Here is a 16,022-nt window from a genome sequence, read left to right on the forward strand (position 1 = left end):
AAGGAGATGGACGATCATGTTGCAGAGTAGTTGGCTTATACCGTTGTTCCCGCTTTTATCCTTCATTTTATTGCTCATTTTGAGAAAATCAAAAAGTGAGAGCACTGCTTGGATCGGGGTGCTGTTAACTGGAATTTCGCTCGTGTTGTCTGTTGGGGTATGGCTTGCGGTATGGCAAGGTGACTTCATTAAAGTAGAAGGCACTTGGTTTCAAATCGGTGAGCGCGCCATCACCATGGGCTATGAAGTAAATCCGCTTAATGCACTCATGCTTGTTATCGTGTCACTTGTTAGTTTTCTTGTGCATCTGTACTCAAAAGGGTACATGCATGGTGATGAACGGTTTCCTGTATTTTTTGCGTATTTAGGATTGTTCTCGTTTGCAATGCTCGGACTCGTTCTTTCTCCGAATCTATTACAGCTCTATATGTTTTGGGAGCTGGTAGGGCTAGGCTCATTTCTATTAATCGGGTTCTATTATTTTAAGCCTGAAGCGAAAGCCGCTGCAAAAAAAGCTTTCGTGATGACCCGGATTGGGGACGTTGGTCTGTTTATCGGAATGGTTTTACTATTTTGGCAGGTTGGCAGTTTTGAATATGACGAGATTTTTGCTTCTGTAAAAAATGGTGATATCTCATCAGGCATGCTGACACTTACAGCTCTATGTATCTTTGTTGGAGCGATCGGTAAATCTGGTCAGCTTCCGCTTCATACGTGGCTGCCTGACGCGATGGAAGGTCCGACACCTGTTTCGGCACTGATCCATGCGGCTACGATGGTAGCGGCAGGGGTTTATTTGGTCGCTGCGATGTACCCGCTCTTTCAAGCATCTGAAACAGCGTTAACGGTTGTGGCTGTTGTAGGCGGAGTGACTGCCATTTTTGCGGCGTCAATCGGTCTCATGCAAAAAGACATCAAACGCGTTTTAGCGTATTCAACCGTCAGCCAGTTAGGGTACATGATGCTCGCACTCGGTGCCTCAGGCTATGTGGCTGGCATCTTCCACTTAACCACACATGCATTCTTTAAAGCACTGCTGTTTCTAGCAGCTGGAAGTGTGATACATGCTGTACATACACAAAACATCGAAGAGATGGGCGGGCTTTGGAAAAAGCTTCGCGTGACAGGACCGCTCTTTTTGATCGGTGCACTTGCCATTTCAGGTGTTCCATTGTTATCCGGATTCTTTTCAAAAGACGAAATCCTAGCAAGCACGTATGCCGATGGAAAGTACGGACTGTTTTGGCTCGCAGTCGTTGCTGCGTTCATGACGGCGTTCTATATGTTCCGCTTATTTTTCCTTGTGTTTACAGGAAAACCGCGCGGCGATCAGAGTGGTGTGCATGAATCACCAGGTGTGATGACACTGCCGATGATCGTCCTAGGTGTTTTGGCAGTTGTTGCGGGTTATCTGAACACAACATGGTTCGGCACTTTTTTATCTGATTACTTGGCACGAGGTCCTGTTGAACTGCCGCATGCCGAGCATCACGGGCCAGGATGGATCCCGATCGTCGCAACAGCGGCATCTCTTTTAGGAATTGCTCTCGCTTATCTGATCTATCGAAGAGGGGCATTATCTCGAGACTGGATGACGCGCTCATTGCCAGGTCTCAGCGATGTGATCTACAACAAGTGGTACGTTGATGAAGGGTATGACGCCACTTTTGTAAAAGGAACGAAGGGCTTGAGCAAGCTAGGGATTTTATTTGATAAATATGTAGTCGACGGACTTGTTGCGGCTGTTGTGAGTGGCGTGCAAGGATTAAGCAAGATCGGCTCAAGGCTTCAAAACGGCCAGGTTCAATCCTATGGAACGTTCGCTATCTTTGGCATCGTCATTCTTTTGCTGATCGTCGCATTAACAGGGGGGTATTTCTCATGAACACCTATCTTCTATCCATCTTGATTTTCTCCCCTTTGCTAGGTGTGCTCGTCCTTTTGTTTACCCCTTCTCATGATGAGAAGTCTATTAAATGGATCGGGATCTTAGGAACGCTATTACCGCTAGGTACAGCACTTGTTACGCTGTCAGCTTTTCAAATGTCAGGTGAAGGTCTTCAGCTAGCTGAGAAATTTCAATGGGTATCTTACGAAGTCTTTCAATCAAAGGGGGATGTAAGCTATCCGATCTTTTATGAAGTTGGTGTGAACGGCCTATCGATGGTTCTCATCCTTTTAACATCAGTTGTGAGTGTGCTCGCCGCCATTGCGTCGTTCTCGATAAAAAAGGACTGGAAAAGTTACTTTATTTTGTTCTTTTTGCTAGAGATAGGTATGCTTGGCGTTTTTGCCGCACAAAATTTATTCTTATTCTTTATTTTCTTTGAGATTACCCTTATTCCGATGTTTTTCTTAATCGGACGATGGGGTTATCTAGAAAAAGAAAAAGCGGCATACAGCTTTTTGATCTATAACGGAGTGGGTTCCGCGATTCTCCTTATCGCGTTTGTAACGATGTTCATGAAGACGGGAACGATGAACTTTGAGCAGCTCGCTTACACGTTCTCTCTTCCGCAATCTGAGCTGAACCAGCTGAATATAACGAAGAATTTTAAGATGGGGATGCTGATCGCGCTCCTCGTTGCGTTTGCGGTTAAGCTGCCTGTGGCACCGCTGCATTCATGGATGGTTAGGGTCCACGTTCAAGCGCCGCCTCCGATTGTAATGATCCACTCAGGCATTCTTTTAAAAATTGGGGCGTACGGTTTAATCGTATTCGGTGCAGGACTTTTTCCCGATCAGTTTAAGTCGCTCGCGTTTGTAATCGGATTGTTCGGTGTGATCAACCTGCTTTACGGAGCGTTTTTAGCCATAACACAAAGAGATGTAAAACGCGTGTTAGCTTATTCATCCGTCTCTCACATGGGAATCGTGCTCATCGGGCTTGCCTCGGTAAACGAAGCAGGGATGACGGGAGCCGTATTCCAAGTCGTCTCTCACGGATTGATCTCCGCGCTGTTGTTTTTCTTAGTGGGGGTTCTGTATGAACGAGCGGGCTCTTCTAATCTGAAAGATTTCGGAGGAGTGGCAAAAAAGATGCCGATCTTCGCAGGTGTCATGCTCGCTGGAGGTCTCGCTTCATTAGGTCTTCCGGGAATGTCAGGCTTCATAAGCGAATTTATGGCGTTTTTAGGATTGTTTGAGAAGATGCCGGTGCTAGCCGCTATCGGAACACTAGGGTTGATACTAACAGCAGTCTACGTCTTGCGAGCGGTCTTAGCCATCACGTTTGGGGCTGAAAAAGAGTTACCGAATGCACGTGATCTCTCTTCAACAGAACGCATTCCGGCATTTATCTTGCTCGCGGCGATTTTGTTTATCGGAATCTATCCTGCTTGGTTAAGTGATATGCTCCGTCCAACATTAGATGTCATTCTGCTAGGGTTAGGGGGCTAAGTCATGGATTTAGATACATTGTTTTCTTTTGAGTGGGGCGTGATGTCTCCTGAATTTATTATTCTTGGCACAGCTACATTGTTATCCATCATCGATCTTTTCATGAAAAGGGAGTCGAGCAGAAAACCTCTGGCTTGGCTTGCAGGAGCGGGAGTTTTGGCTTCTCTCGTCGCCATTTTCATGCAGCTCGATCAAGACGTAACGTCGATTCTTTATGACACGTATAGACTCGACTCGTTTTCAAAAGCCTTTAAGATCCTTCTATTATTAGGAACATTGCTTGTGCTTGTCTTAGCGTCCAATTATAAAAAAGAAGACGTAGAAGAAAACCGCGGTGAGTTCTATTATTTACTGCTTGCCGCATTATTAGGAGCCATGGTGATGGCTTCAAGTGCGGATCTGATCACATTGTTCGTCGGGCTGGAGCTTCTTTCTCTATCTTCTTACATTATGGCGGGGCTTGAGCGGAAAAATAAGCGCAGCAACGAATCAGCGTTTAAGTATGTCGTTTCAGGCGGAATTGCAACGGCCATCACTTTATTTGGAATGAGCTATATTTTCGGGCTGACAGGTGAAACGAACCTGTTCAGAATTGCCGAAAACATGGGGAACGTTGAACTGTTAAAGCACAGCTTCTTGATCGTCTTTGCATTTATCATCACATTTGCCGGTTTAACATTTAAAATCGCAGCTGCTCCCCTTCACATGTGGGCACCGGATGTTTATGAAGGGGCACCTGTTCCTGTAACGGCTTTCTTAAGTGTCGTATCGAAAACAGCAGGCTTTGTGATCTTGCTGCGTGTGATCATCATCACCTTTATCGCGGCACCTGGGATCGGCAGTGAACCGCTTTTATTGCAAGTTCAGCCGTACGTCATGATTTTAGCGGCAGCAACCATGATCATCGGTAATGTGACAGCGCTCAGACAACGAAACATTAAACGAATGTTTGCATATTCTTCTATCGCTCAAGCTGGTTACATTTTAGTGCCGTTCGTTTCAAATTCGTCATTATTGTTTGAACTGATCTGGTTCTATCTGTTGGCTTACTTGTTTATGAATATTGGAGCGTTTACCGTCATTCAATTGTTAACGAGTCAGGAAGGTTCGAACGATATCGGTGTTTTCCGCGGATTGTTCAAGCGTTCACCATGGCTTGCTGTTCCGATGACCTTCTTTGTCTTGTCACTTGCGGGAATCCCTGTGACGGCTGGTTTTATCGGGAAGTTCGGAATCTTTATGGGCGCGCTTGGATTAGAACCCGCTCATTATTGGCTTGCAGCTGTAATGATGGCAACAACGCTCGTATCTTATGTTTACTACTTTAATATCATTGCAATCATGTTTTTCCGGGATGGAGATAGCGAAGGAAAGAGGGTTTCTGTTCCTGGAAGTATGGCAGCGGTGCTGGCGTTCTGTGCCGCATCCGTACTAATTTTAGGTATTATGCCAGATCTCGCACTGGATTTCTTTTACGGAAATTTTGACGTAAACGAATTCTTTATGCAGATTGAAACCGAAGTTCATACGCATGATCATTGATGCTTTATTCGCCTCTATTTGTAGCATGTGAAAGTGGTTGATTTCCGTTCCAGATACTCGCTTTCCGCGGGGCAGGCGGTGAGCCACATTTGTACGTTTCACGTATAAGTGTCTCACCTGCCCACCTGTCCCGCAGGACAAGGAAGTCTACGGCAGCGACGCATCGCACGAAGAAAATTTGAAGTTCAATTTTCGAGGAGTCTCGCATCTTACACTCCAATCAACTTGTCAAAGAAGTAAATGAAAAAAACTTATGTAAGCTTCGGGTTAAAATCAGCTCATTGGGGTTCGCTAAAAATAGGAACCTTAATGAGCTTTTTTAAATGTAATTTTGGGTGAAAATCAGCTAACGTGAAATTATTGAGATTAACGTGAATAGATGGGGTGCTAACGTGAAATTATTGAGATTAACGTGAATATATTGTGATTATCGTGAATATAATTTGGCCGCCATTCAGTTGCTGCTTTTCCTGTCCGCTCCAGCTGGATAACAATCCGGTTATCCCTCTGAAAAATACATCCTTTCAAACTTCCAACAAACTTCAAAAATCCCCTCCAAAAATGAGTCGAAACTACCGTAACTTCTTATGTTTTCATTCGTCTAATGAATATGAGACGACTGTCTAAACTTTTTTACAGATAATAGTCGTTACAACTTTTTGAACTTCTTGAAAGAAAGGGCTTTCAAAAGAAGTAACTAGGGAAAAAGTATCTATCTAAATTCACTGGAAAGATTTATGCTTAATATGTCGAAATATGTAATGAGGAGGTCAGACGTTTTTATGATTCCAATCGGACAACAAGCTTTATTACATATCATCGTACATCTATTGTTTCTCGTTATTGCTTGGTGGGCATTGCAGGCAATCCACTTTGATAAATGGATCAAAAAAGGAAAGGTCATGCAAGCTAGAGTGTTATACATACTGCTAGTGATCAGTCTTGCGAGTATAGCGAGCGATTTTTTTCTGAAATATTTACAGTATTCCACTAATCTCAGCCAGTTATTTGGGTAATGTAGAAGCGTTAACCAAAAACGGAATTGTCGGAATATGACTACAACTTCCACGGATATCCTCTGTCTCTTTGGCAACAATGAGAAATAGAGAGGATGTGCTGGGGAATGAAAAAATGGACAATGACGATTACAGCGATTTTGCTTACAGTTATGATTACTTCTGGATATGCAAAAACAGACGAAAAAACAAATGAAGTTACACATATAATAGACGTTTTAAAGGACAAGGGCGTTAAACCTGACAAATGGACGATGTATTTTCGTGGTCAAACAGGTTTTACATCTAAAGGACTAGGGTATTTAAAACAAGCAGAAGAGCTTAAACGTAATTATCCTGAATTTGACTGGGCGGTAACAGAAGATGAAGCCGGACATTATAAAATGAACGGGTCATTTGAACGTAATGACATCGGGGTTTCAGAGAAAATGACCATCATTACATACCCCCAAAAAGATCAATCTGCATCGTATTTTATTTATGCGGTTGAAGGACTTGTAAATACAACTCAAAATTGGAAAGAAATCCAGAACCTGATTGATCGCCGTGTTGAACAATCAGTAGGAGGAAATCCCAAAATTTTCTCTTGTGTTACCGGTACATACGGTGATAGAATTGTGGTTGATTTGTATTCGCAAGCAAATGAATTGGTACGCGCCTTTTCTGGTGTTTCTGTAGAGGAACTAAAAGAAGAGACGTTTGTGTCGCTTTCTGCATATACTGAGCAGTGGGAACAAGCGATTTATACCGGTCATCAACATAAAATGAATCTTCAGGTTGCACTGCGAACTGAAGGATTGGGCAGTGAAACTACTGTCACAATTGGCACACCAATAATTACGTCTGAATATTAATATACAAATTGGACGCGGAGGGGAATATCGTTGGAAAAAATCATTGTCCGTGGTGGTAGGCGGTTAGAAGGCTCTGTTCGAGTTGAAGGAGCTAAGAATGCCGTACTTCCTGTCATCGCAGCATCCATTTTAGCGAGTCAAGGAAAGAGCACGATTAAAGATGTGCCAGCCCTTGCTGATGTGTTTACGATTAACGAAGTATTACGTTATTTAAATATTGATGTAGCATTTAATAATGGAGAAATTTCTGTCGATGCTACAAGTGAATTAAAAACAGAAGCACCATTTGAGTATGTCCGTAAAATGAGAGCATCATTCCTCGTTATGGGACCGTTGCTTGCTCGTGTTGGACTATCTCGTATCGCACTTCCTGGAGGCTGCGCAATTGGGTCACGTCCGATCGACCAGCATCTAAAAGGATTTGAAGCGATGGGAGCTTCAGTTAAAATCGGGAACGGTTTTATCGAAGCAAAGATTGATGGCCGTCTGCAAGGTGCGAAGATTTATTTAGACTTCCCAAGTGTAGGTGCTACTGAGAACATCATGATGGCCGCAACACTTGCTGAAGGAACAACAATTATTGAAAACGCAGCAAAAGAACCAGAAATCGTGTGTCTAGCTAACTACTTGAATGCAATGGGTGCAACAGTGATCGGTGCAGGAACTGGTACAATCCGTATCGTCGGTGCTGAAGAGCTTGTTGGTGCTGAGCATACTGTAGTTCCAGACCGTATTGAAGCAGGAACGTACATGGTAGCAGCAGCTATCACAGAAGGCGACGTATTGATCGAGAATGCAATCGCTGAACACCTGCGTCCTTTAATTGCAAAAATGGAAGAGATGGGTGTACACATTCAAGAAGAAGGAAACGGACTTCGTGTTCGCGGACCTCGTGAATTAAAGCCTGTTGATATTAAAACCATGCCACATCCAGGATTCCCGACTGATCTTCAGTCGCAAATGATGGCGCTATTGCTTCGTGCAAACGGAACAAGCGTAATCACGGAAACTGTATTTGAAAACCGCTTCATGCACGTGGAAGAATTCCGCCGTATGAATGGTGATATTAAAATTGAAGGCCGTTCTTCCGTAATCAACGGACCTGTAAATCTGCAAGGTGCTGAGGTAGCTTCAACTGACCTTCGCGCAGGTGCTGCTTTGGTACTTGCTGGGCTTGTCGCAGACGGTTACACACGTGTAACGGAACTCAAGCACATCGACCGTGGATATGTTGATTTTACTGGAAAACTGGCTGCATTAGGTGCTGACATCGAGCGTGTGAACGAAGATGTGAAGACAACACCTGTAAATGAAGAGCAATCATTAAAAAGTAATTTAGCTTAATTTATACAGAGAAAGCTGACTTCAAGGTGCTTAATGTACCTTTGGAGTCAGCTTTTTTGATGTGTTGGCGACATATATGAAACTAAAACGTGACTTTTTGTATAAAATGATGACGGAAAATGAGACTGAAATACAGATGTGCGTGCGAATTAGACAAAGGTGCGCGTAAAAGGTGATTTAATGCGTGCAAATGCGACTCAACCGCGTGCAACTCAGCTTAATCTGCGCGTAAACAAGCCTGCGCTGCGCGTCACCAACATTTTGCCGAGTAAGGTGCTCAAGTTCACCGACATAAATGCATGACTCTGTACGATCAACACCCTGAAAAAAGTTTTAAAGTGAAATAGTTTATTCAATATGCTGTTCGGGAAATCTATACCTATAACTAAACATATCAATTTTTCTTAGGAAGGATGTCGAGCTCATGCTTTGGACCATTATCGGGATATTAGTCGTTCTCTGGTTATTAGGTGTCATCTTTAAAGTAGCAGGCGGTATTATTCATATCTTACTCGTCATCGCATTGATCGTCTTTGTATTAAACTTTATAAAAGGCAGGAAAACAAAATAGCTTTAGAAAAAGTCGGCTGAGATTGCCGGCTTTTTTGTTGCCATTAACCGGTTAGGTGCGAGACTTGTAATAGATGATGTCACAGAGAAAGACCCCGTCCACCCCTCGAAAGCGAAACCACCTTGAAGCAGAGACAAGAGCATGCATGATCAATATTTACAATGATTTGTAATTTTTAGTAAAAAACACCCATTTTATTGAAAAAATACTTTAAATTAGTACCTTATAATCAAAATTTTTAAAATAGTTTGAAAATAAAATAAAAGATGCTAATATAAATCCACTGGCTTTAAAATTTATGAAAGCAAAGGGGATTGGAAGGGTATGAAAAAGCAGTTGTCAGTATGGGGTTTAGCACTTGGTCTTGCGGTGAGTCCATTAGCAGCAGGACAAGCTAATGCAGAAGCACCAGTTAATGTGCTATCAACAAAGCAGTTCAATAGCTTAACGGGTACACCATCTTTTGTATCAGGTAAATTAACAGAGGCATCTTCAAAATCTGCAAAAGAAGTGGTTATGTCTTATCTTCAAAAAGAGTCAAATACATTTAAGTTAGGAAGTCAAAAAGCGGAAGAGGCATTCACAGTTAAGTCTGTGACAAAAGACGAGTTAGGCAGACAGTTGGTTCGCCTTCAGCAAACATATAAAGGAGTTCCTGTTTGGGGATCCACTCAAGTGGCTCACGTAAATGATCAAGGCGAGCTTGTTGTATTCTCTGGAACAGTGGTTCCTAATCTGCAGGACAAGCCTGGATTAGGTTTTGGCAAAAAGATTTCTGCTTCTAAAGCGGTAGCAGCTGCAGTTAAAGACTTAGGCTTTACACCTGAATATGAAGCAGATCCAACGTCTGATCTCGTTGTTTATACGGAGGGACATCAAGCGGCATATGCATACTTAGTAAACCTTAACTTCTTATCTCCTAAGCCGGGCAACTACAACTATTTTGTAGATGCTGTATCGGGTAAGATTCTAAACTCTTACAATGATTTAGACGAGGCGCATGGCGATACGAAAGCACCTCCAACAGGCGGTGGTGGTTCATTAGTTGGAACAAACGCTGTTGGTTCTGGAACAGGTGTATTGGGTGATTCTAAAACGCTAAACACATTATTATCTAGCGGAACATACTACTTGCAAGATAACACAAGAGGTGGCGGCGTATTTACATACGATGGGCAAAATCGTCAGCAGCTACCAGGAAAGCTTTGGGCTGATGCGGACAACCAGTTCAACGCAGCATACGACAGAGCTGCTGTAGATGCTCACTATTATGCAGGAGCAACATACGATTATTATAAATCTGTCTTCAACCGCAATTCCTATGACAATAAGGGAGCTGCTCTAAAATCAACGGTTCACTACGGCCGCAACTACAACAACGCGTTCTGGAACGGCCAGCAGATGGTTTACGGTGATGGAGACGGAACAACATTCGTTTCGTTATCAGGTGGGCTGGATGTTGTAGCGCATGAATTGACGCATGCTGTAACAGACTTTTCATCTGACCTGATCTATCAAAACGAATCAGGTGCGCTGAACGAATCGTTATCCGATATCTTTGGAACGCTAGTTGAGCACCATGCGAACAACAACCCTGATTATGAGATCGGTGAAGACATCTACACGCCAAATAAAGCAGGTGATGCTCTTCGTTCGATGAGTGATCCTACAAAGTATGGCGATCCTGACCACTATTCTGTTCGCTACACAGGAACAAGTGACAATGGCGGCGTACACATCAACAGCGGTATCATCAACAAAGCGGCTTACTTGCTGGCAGTTGGCGGAACACATTACGGTGTAACGGTTCCGGCGATCGGCAACGAAAAAGTAGGAGCGATCTATTATAGAGCGAATACGGTCTACTTAACGGCTTCTTCTAACTTCAGCCAAGCACGAGCAGCTCTTGTTCAAGCGGCATCAGACCTTTACGGTGCTACATCTGCTGAAGTAGCAGCGGTTAAAAAATCATACGACGCAATTGGCGTAAACTAAATCATAATGAAGAAACCCTGATCTTTGAAGATCGGGGTTTTTTTGAGCCATTACAATCCATTCACCGCCAATTTTCCAAGGGGACCATTTTCATCAATGATGTTTTGTAAGTCAAAAACAGAGATCGGAAACATCGGAAAACCGTACGCATATGCCGTTAGGTCATAAAGCTGAAAATAGATCACGAGTGCTTTATCGGCAATGTAATAATCTTGGTTGGGGCTGATGGATTTAAAGGGTTCAAGCGTATCGATCTGCCGCGATTTGATTTGAACTTTTATAAGGCGATTCAACACTTCAACATAGTTTGCGCCAGGTTTAAATAGATCCTTCAACTGATAGGTTCTGCCCGTTGTAAGGTCCCACGTCTCTGATTTAATATACGTCATGCCGTGAGCGGCCATAGGCGTATAAGCATAGTTTAGAAAACCAATGCTCAAAATGTTTTGCTCGTTTGTTTTTACAGCAAATTCTCCGTACATACCTGGGCGAGCTTCAGGGTTTTGCATTTGCTGAAGCTGCTGATTGATCTGGATGATCTGCTGATTGACCTGTTGCTGAATACGCGGATTGATGCGTCCTTCGATCTGCGGATAATAGATCTTAATGTTGCCAGGTGCATACGTAAGCGTTCGGACCAATACAGGCGGCTGAAAACTGTCCATGCTGTTCACCCCTTCGCGCTGATCATCTCTTCATTTTATGCTGAGAATGGTCTGTCTCAGTCTCTGAAGCAAAACTTGTAAATCTGGAATAAGAACAGCACATTTCAATTGTAAAAATGCTAGTTTCAAGTTCTAAAGCCCGGCTTTTTTGTATAAGTTGTATGGTAGAAAACAATATAGGAGGGCATTGGAACGTGAATGTAAAAATCAAGCCGCTGATCTGGATTCTAGCTATTTTTGTCGCTATCATCGTCCTGCTTCCCACGATACTCGTACTACCATTTTCGTCAGCACCTCCTGAATGGAAAGAAGAGAAAGCAGTGCATCCGTCTGAGAGAATGCTAGCTTTGGAAATTCCTCACTCAGACATTGTCGTCCCTGTTTTCAGAAAGTCCATGGATACGGTCGAGAACATCCCTTTAGAAGAGTATGTGGCAGGTGTGGTCGCATCTGAAATGCCAGCAAACTTTGAGCTCGAAGCACTGAAAGCACAAGCATTAACAGCAAGAACCTTTATTGTAAAAGCCCTATTAAACCGAGGAAAAGATGATAGTTTGCCAGAAGGAGCCGTTGTGTCAGACACCGTAATGCATCAGGTGTATAAAGGAAACAAGGAGCTAGAAACCCTTTGGGAAGATGATTTTGACGAAAAAATAGAAAAAATCATCAAAGCGGTCTCTGAAACAAAAGGACAGATTCTAACCTATGAAGGAGACCCCATCCAAGCAAGTTTCTTCTCCACGAGCAATGGGTTTACAGTTAATTCTGAAGACTATTGGAAAAACAAATACCCGTATTTAAGAAGTGTTGAAAGTCCGTGGGATAAAGAAGAATCACCAAAATACACGGAGACCATTCAGCTTCCAGTGAGTACGGTAGAACAAAAACTCGGTGTTTCACTTTCAAAGAACGGTAAGATCGGAAAAGTCGTCGAAACAACGAGCGGGAAACGAATCGGGAAACTCTTGATCGGTAAAAAAGAGTTTACCGGAAAAGAGATAAGAGAAAAGCTGGAGCTGCGTTCAACAGATTTCCAAATGGAGAAAAAAGGTAAGCAGGTCAGCATTACGACGCGCGGCTACGGACACGGAGTGGGACTGAGCCAATACGGAGCGAACGGAATGGCGAAAGAGGGCAAGACGTACAAAGAGATCGTTCACTATTATTATAAAGGAATTGAGATCACTGATTATAAGCCGATCGCTGACAAAGGCCTCGCTTATCAGCCTCAGTAAATTGTGTGTAAATTGTAGGGGGTCTGTCCCGGGGACAGACCCCCTACAATTTCATTCAACTCAATTTAACCATATCTCAACCGCATTGTGCTCTAAGCATGATGCGGTTTTTTGTATTGTCGAAAAGAATTTTATAAAAAATAGAATGCTAAAGTATATATTTTCAGAATTCTGTTCAAACTTGTTGCTGAGGTGATGAAAAATGAAAGAAGAAGAAAAACAAACCAAAAAAACAATACCGATGAAAGGTAAGAGTGCTATGAAAAAACGTTGGGTTTATCCGGCAGTATATCTTAGTTTTGCAGCAGTCATTTTAACATCTGTTCTATGGTATCAAAACGATGCGAAAAATGTGGAGAAAAATAATACTCCAAAAAGCGCGTTAGAAGACAATGGAGCAGCAGTACCCGTTTCATTAACAAAAGAACAATTCCAAATGCCAGTCGCTGACCCTGAAGCCATTGAAGTAGTGAAAGATTTCTTTAGTCCAGACGCTACAGCTCAAGAGCAAGAAGCAGCACTCGTATTCTATAACAATATTTACTACCAAAACCGCGGAATCGACTTAGCGACTGCTAACAACAAAGCGTTCGATGTAACAGCAGCATTAAGCGGAAACGTTGTAAAAGTAGCAAAAGACCCTGCACTAGGATTCGTAGTAGAAGTAGAGCATGATAAAGGTGTTGTAACGCACTACTCATCACTTGCTTCTGTATCTGTTAAACAGGGTGACCAAGTGAAACAGGGCGCTGTTCTAGGACAAGCTGGTGAAAATGCATACGATAAAGATGCAAAGATCCACGCACACTTCGAAGTTCGTAAAGACGGAGAAGCAGTTGACCCAGTAATGGCTTGGGATCAATCTGTTGCTCAGCTGGCAGCATCTGTTGATAATTCTCGTAAAGAGATGAAGAAAGCAGAAGAGAAGAAAGCTGCTGAAGAGCAGAAAAAAGCAGAAGAGCAAAAGCCTGGTAAACAAGAAGAAAAGCCAGCACCAAAAGCCGACGATAAAGGCGGCAAAGATACGAAAGACTCAAAAGACACGAAAGATGGCAAAGATGCCAACCGTGAACAAGAATCATCATCTCAATCAGCAGAAGACACTGGCGCACAAGCCGACGATTCTGGTGCTAACGAATAATTTTCATAAAAAAGCTGTTTCGGATAAAGCCGAGGCAGCTCTTTTCAATGATTGTTTGATTACTGCTACATATGTAAGCGAAAACCTTCCCAATACCTGATGATAAATCCTAAAAAATAGACCTTGTGAGCGAAAAGAGGGTCTCATTGCGCGAAACGAGCTACTTATTGAGCGAAACGACGCATGCATTGAGCGAAACTCACTATCGATTGAGCGAAAAGTGTCCTCGATTGAGCGAACGTGTAACAGATAAAGAAACACGTACCGTAAAACGCATAAACGTAATACCCAGACCTCAAAATAGTGCTTCCGCTATTAAATTTTTCACTTGTTTAAGCACATTTTTCCAAGAAAATGGACATTTCCCCTTGTCCCAGTTGAGATTTAGGCATATAACGAAAACTTGGTTAATAAGATGTTACAAAACCTACAATAATTCAATTGAGGGTGAGCGGTGAGAAATCGTACTATGGCTGCGGTGGAAAAAGGGGAATGGAAGCAATACTTATAAGCCGAAGATGACAACAAAACTTGTCACGTAGCTTGTTCATAGAAGTCTCTATCGCATCTCTCACATCCATTTTAGGGAGGCGAGTGGTGTGCACGATTACATCAAAGAGCGAACCATCAAGATAGGACGGTATATCGTGGAGACAAGAAAAACAGTCCGCATGATCGCAAAAGAATTCGGGGTTTCCAAAAGCACGGTGCATAAAGACCTCACCGAGCGACTGCCTGAAATCAATCCGGATCTTGCAAATAACGTAAAAGAAATCCTCGAATACCATAAGTCCATCCGCCACTTGAGAGGTGGAGAAGCGACGCGTGTGAAGTACAAAAAAGGCACAGAGGAAGTTGTTCAGTAAGTCCGCGATAGATAGGGATGCAATTTGACACGAAAAACACTTAAAACATTATGTGCCATATAGGTCTGACGTCCAATAATTATTTTTTGACAATATTTAACCTTGTTCGACATACTTGTGATATAATGATAAATTGGATAGAACTTCGATTTTTTACTAAAAATGTCATTATATTGTATGGATGTTAACAGGGAGGATATAACATGTTTTCAAGGGACGTTGGAATTGACCTTGGTACCGCTAATGTATTGATTTATGTAAAAGGAAAAGGAATTGTGCTCGATGAGCCATCTGTTGTGGCGATCGACACGAATACCGGAAAAGCACTCGCTGTAGGTGAAGAAGCCCGCCGTATGGTAGGCCGTACACCAGGAAACATTGTGGCGATCCGTCCGCTAAAAGACGGAGTTATCGCTGACTTTGAAGTAACAGAGCAAATGCTGAAACACTTTATTAACAAAATTAAAGTGAAGGGCGTGTTTGCCAAGCCTAGAATCTTAATCTGTACACCAACGAACATTACGTCTGTTGAACAAAAAGCCATTAGAGAAGCTGCGCAAAAGTGCGGTGCAAAGCATATTTTTCTTGAAGAAGAGCCGAAAGTGGCTGCAATAGGGGCGGGGATGGATATCTTCCAGCCAAGCGGCAATATGGTTGTTGACATCGGTGGTGGCACAACTGACATTGCGGTCTTGAGCATGGGCGATATCGTCACCTCCTCTTCTATTAAAATGGCTGGGGACAAGTTCGATACAGAGATTCTTCAGTACATAAAGAAAGAGTACAAGCTGTTGATCGGGGAACGTACCGCTGAAAACATTAAATTAAACGTCGCGACCGTTTACGAGCGTGACGAAGAACTCGAGATCCGCGGCCGCGATATGGTATCCGGATTGCCTCGCACCATTACGGTCGGTTCAAAAGAGATTCAAAAAGCGTTGATGGAGCCTGTTATGGTAATCGTCCAAGCGGCGAAAAGCGTGTTGGAAAAGACACCGCCTGAACTTTCTGCTGACATCATCGACCGCGGCATCATGCTGACAGGTGGAGGAGCACTTCTTCACGGTATCGACCGATTGTTTGCCGACGAGTTAAAAGTACCTGTGCTGATTGCAGAAGAGCCGATGAGAGCTGTAGCGAACGGAACAGGCTTAATGCTTGAACATATGGATAAAATCGCAAAACGAAAAGTGTTTTAATGAAGAAAATGCCGCCCGAATAGGGTGGCATTTTGTTTTTGTATGAAGTAAGACTAAGGTTAGTAAGGTATATTTGGCATCGGAAACAACTTCTAGGCCCTAAATCGAAATTTCTAGGCCTTAAAAAACCTTTTATAGTCCCTTGAAACTATTTTATAGTCCTTCAAAAAAATTTATAGTCCTTCAAATTTATTT

Annotated in this window: 13 protein-coding genes; 12 read left to right on the plus strand and 1 reads right to left on the minus strand. The window is 42.9% G+C overall.

The annotated features are described in order from the left end of the window. Nucleotides 1-16 precede the first annotated feature (16 nt). The 8 genes from nuoL (at nucleotide 17) to AWM68_RS17520 (ending at nucleotide 10,721) form a co-directional block, all read left to right on the plus strand. Nucleotides 17-1,885 (plus strand): NADH-quinone oxidoreductase subunit L, encoded by a 1,869-nt coding sequence (nuoL, locus tag AWM68_RS17485; protein ID WP_066244814.1) that lies wholly within the window; start codon nucleotides 17-19, stop codon nucleotides 1,883-1,885. After that, on the plus strand, nucleotides 1,882-3,399 hold the full coding sequence (locus tag AWM68_RS17490; protein ID WP_066244816.1) for a complex I subunit 4 family protein: 1,518 nt from the start codon (nucleotides 1,882-1,884) through the stop codon (nucleotides 3,397-3,399). The genes nuoL and AWM68_RS17490 overlap by 4 nt, the downstream gene beginning before the upstream one ends. Before the next feature lie 3 nt (nucleotides 3,400-3,402). Then, nucleotides 3,403-4,941, plus strand: coding sequence for an NADH-quinone oxidoreductase subunit NuoN (nuoN, locus tag AWM68_RS17495; protein WP_066244818.1), 1,539 nt, complete (start codon nucleotides 3,403-3,405; stop codon nucleotides 4,939-4,941). A 782-nt stretch (nucleotides 4,942-5,723) separates the two neighbouring features. Continuing rightward, entirely contained in the window at nucleotides 5,724-5,957 is a 234-nt protein-coding gene (locus AWM68_RS17505; RefSeq protein ID WP_066244820.1) for a DUF1146 family protein, read from the plus strand. A 107-nt stretch (nucleotides 5,958-6,064) separates the two neighbouring features. Next, a complete protein-coding gene (locus AWM68_RS17510; protein WP_066244821.1) occupies nucleotides 6,065-6,811 on the plus strand; it encodes a YwmB family TATA-box binding protein in 747 nt (248 codons plus the stop codon). Between the two features lie 30 nt (nucleotides 6,812-6,841). Then, nucleotides 6,842-8,155: a UDP-N-acetylglucosamine 1-carboxyvinyltransferase gene (gene murA / locus AWM68_RS17515; RefSeq protein WP_066244823.1), complete on the plus strand. Its 1,314-nt coding sequence runs from the start codon at nucleotides 6,842-6,844 to the stop codon at nucleotides 8,153-8,155. A gap of 424 nt (nucleotides 8,156-8,579) precedes the next feature. Next, nucleotides 8,580-8,726 (plus strand): lmo0937 family membrane protein, encoded by a 147-nt coding sequence (locus tag AWM68_RS21555; protein WP_156488444.1) that lies wholly within the window; start codon nucleotides 8,580-8,582, stop codon nucleotides 8,724-8,726. A 324-nt stretch (nucleotides 8,727-9,050) separates the two neighbouring features. After that, complete coding sequence (locus AWM68_RS17520; protein ID WP_066244825.1) at nucleotides 9,051-10,721, plus strand: M4 family metallopeptidase; 1,671 nt, start codon at nucleotides 9,051-9,053, stop codon at nucleotides 10,719-10,721. Between the two features lie 50 nt (nucleotides 10,722-10,771). Here the strand turns inward: AWM68_RS17520 and AWM68_RS17525 are convergent, their stop codons facing one another. Then, nucleotides 10,772-11,386 (minus strand): RsiV family protein, encoded by a 615-nt coding sequence (locus AWM68_RS17525; RefSeq protein WP_066244827.1) that lies wholly within the window; start codon nucleotides 11,384-11,386, stop codon nucleotides 10,772-10,774. A gap of 194 nt (nucleotides 11,387-11,580) precedes the next feature. On the opposite strand from AWM68_RS17525, the gene spoIID reads away from it, so the two are divergent. From spoIID to AWM68_RS17545, 4 genes are all read left to right on the plus strand, one after another. Further along, on the plus strand, nucleotides 11,581-12,621 hold the full coding sequence (gene spoIID / locus AWM68_RS17530) for a stage II sporulation protein D (protein WP_231868448.1): 1,041 nt from the start codon (nucleotides 11,581-11,583) through the stop codon (nucleotides 12,619-12,621). Between the two features lie 202 nt (nucleotides 12,622-12,823). Further along, a complete protein-coding gene (locus tag AWM68_RS17535; RefSeq protein WP_066244830.1) occupies nucleotides 12,824-13,762 on the plus strand; it encodes a M23 family metallopeptidase in 939 nt (312 codons plus the stop codon). Between the two features lie 599 nt (nucleotides 13,763-14,361). After that, nucleotides 14,362-14,628 carry a sporulation transcriptional regulator SpoIIID gene (gene spoIIID / locus AWM68_RS17540; RefSeq protein ID WP_007203593.1) on the plus strand — a complete coding sequence of 89 codons (267 nt, stop codon included), beginning with the start codon at nucleotides 14,362-14,364 and terminating at the stop codon, nucleotides 14,626-14,628. Nucleotides 14,629-14,831: 203 nt separating this feature from the next. Beyond that, nucleotides 14,832-15,827: a rod shape-determining protein gene (locus AWM68_RS17545; protein WP_066244832.1), complete on the plus strand. Its 996-nt coding sequence runs from the start codon at nucleotides 14,832-14,834 to the stop codon at nucleotides 15,825-15,827. Nucleotides 15,828-16,022: the final 195 nt, after the last annotated feature.

It is taken from the genome of Fictibacillus phosphorivorans (genome assembly GCF_001619875.1).
GTDB lineage: Bacteria > Bacillota > Bacilli > Bacillales > Fictibacillaceae > Fictibacillus > Fictibacillus phosphorivorans_B.

Bases quoted from the DNA above. Each gene is read 5' to 3' on its own strand.
- AWM68_RS17520 (WP_066244825.1), top strand. From the start codon at position 9,051: ATGAAAAAGCAGTTGTCAGTATGGGGTTTAGCACTTGGTCTTGCGGTG.
- AWM68_RS17545 (WP_066244832.1), top strand. From the start codon at position 14,832: ATGTTTTCAAGGGACGTTGGAATTGACCTTGGTACCGCTAATGTATTG.
- nuoL (WP_066244814.1), top strand. From the start codon at position 17: ATGTTGCAGAGTAGTTGGCTTATACCGTTGTTCCCGCTTTTATCCTTC.
- AWM68_RS17490 (WP_066244816.1), top strand. From the start codon at position 1,882: ATGAACACCTATCTTCTATCCATCTTGATTTTCTCCCCTTTGCTAGGT.
- nuoN (WP_066244818.1), top strand. From the start codon at position 3,403: ATGGATTTAGATACATTGTTTTCTTTTGAGTGGGGCGTGATGTCTCCT.
- AWM68_RS17525 (WP_066244827.1), bottom strand. From the start codon at position 11,386: ATGGACAGTTTTCAGCCGCCTGTATTGGTCCGAACGCTTACGTATGCA.
- AWM68_RS17510 (WP_066244821.1), top strand. From the start codon at position 6,065: ATGAAAAAATGGACAATGACGATTACAGCGATTTTGCTTACAGTTATG.
- AWM68_RS21555 (WP_156488444.1), top strand. From the start codon at position 8,580: ATGCTTTGGACCATTATCGGGATATTAGTCGTTCTCTGGTTATTAGGT.
- AWM68_RS17505 (WP_066244820.1), top strand. From the start codon at position 5,724: ATGATTCCAATCGGACAACAAGCTTTATTACATATCATCGTACATCTA.
- AWM68_RS17535 (WP_066244830.1), top strand. From the start codon at position 12,824: ATGAAAGAAGAAGAAAAACAAACCAAAAAAACAATACCGATGAAAGGT.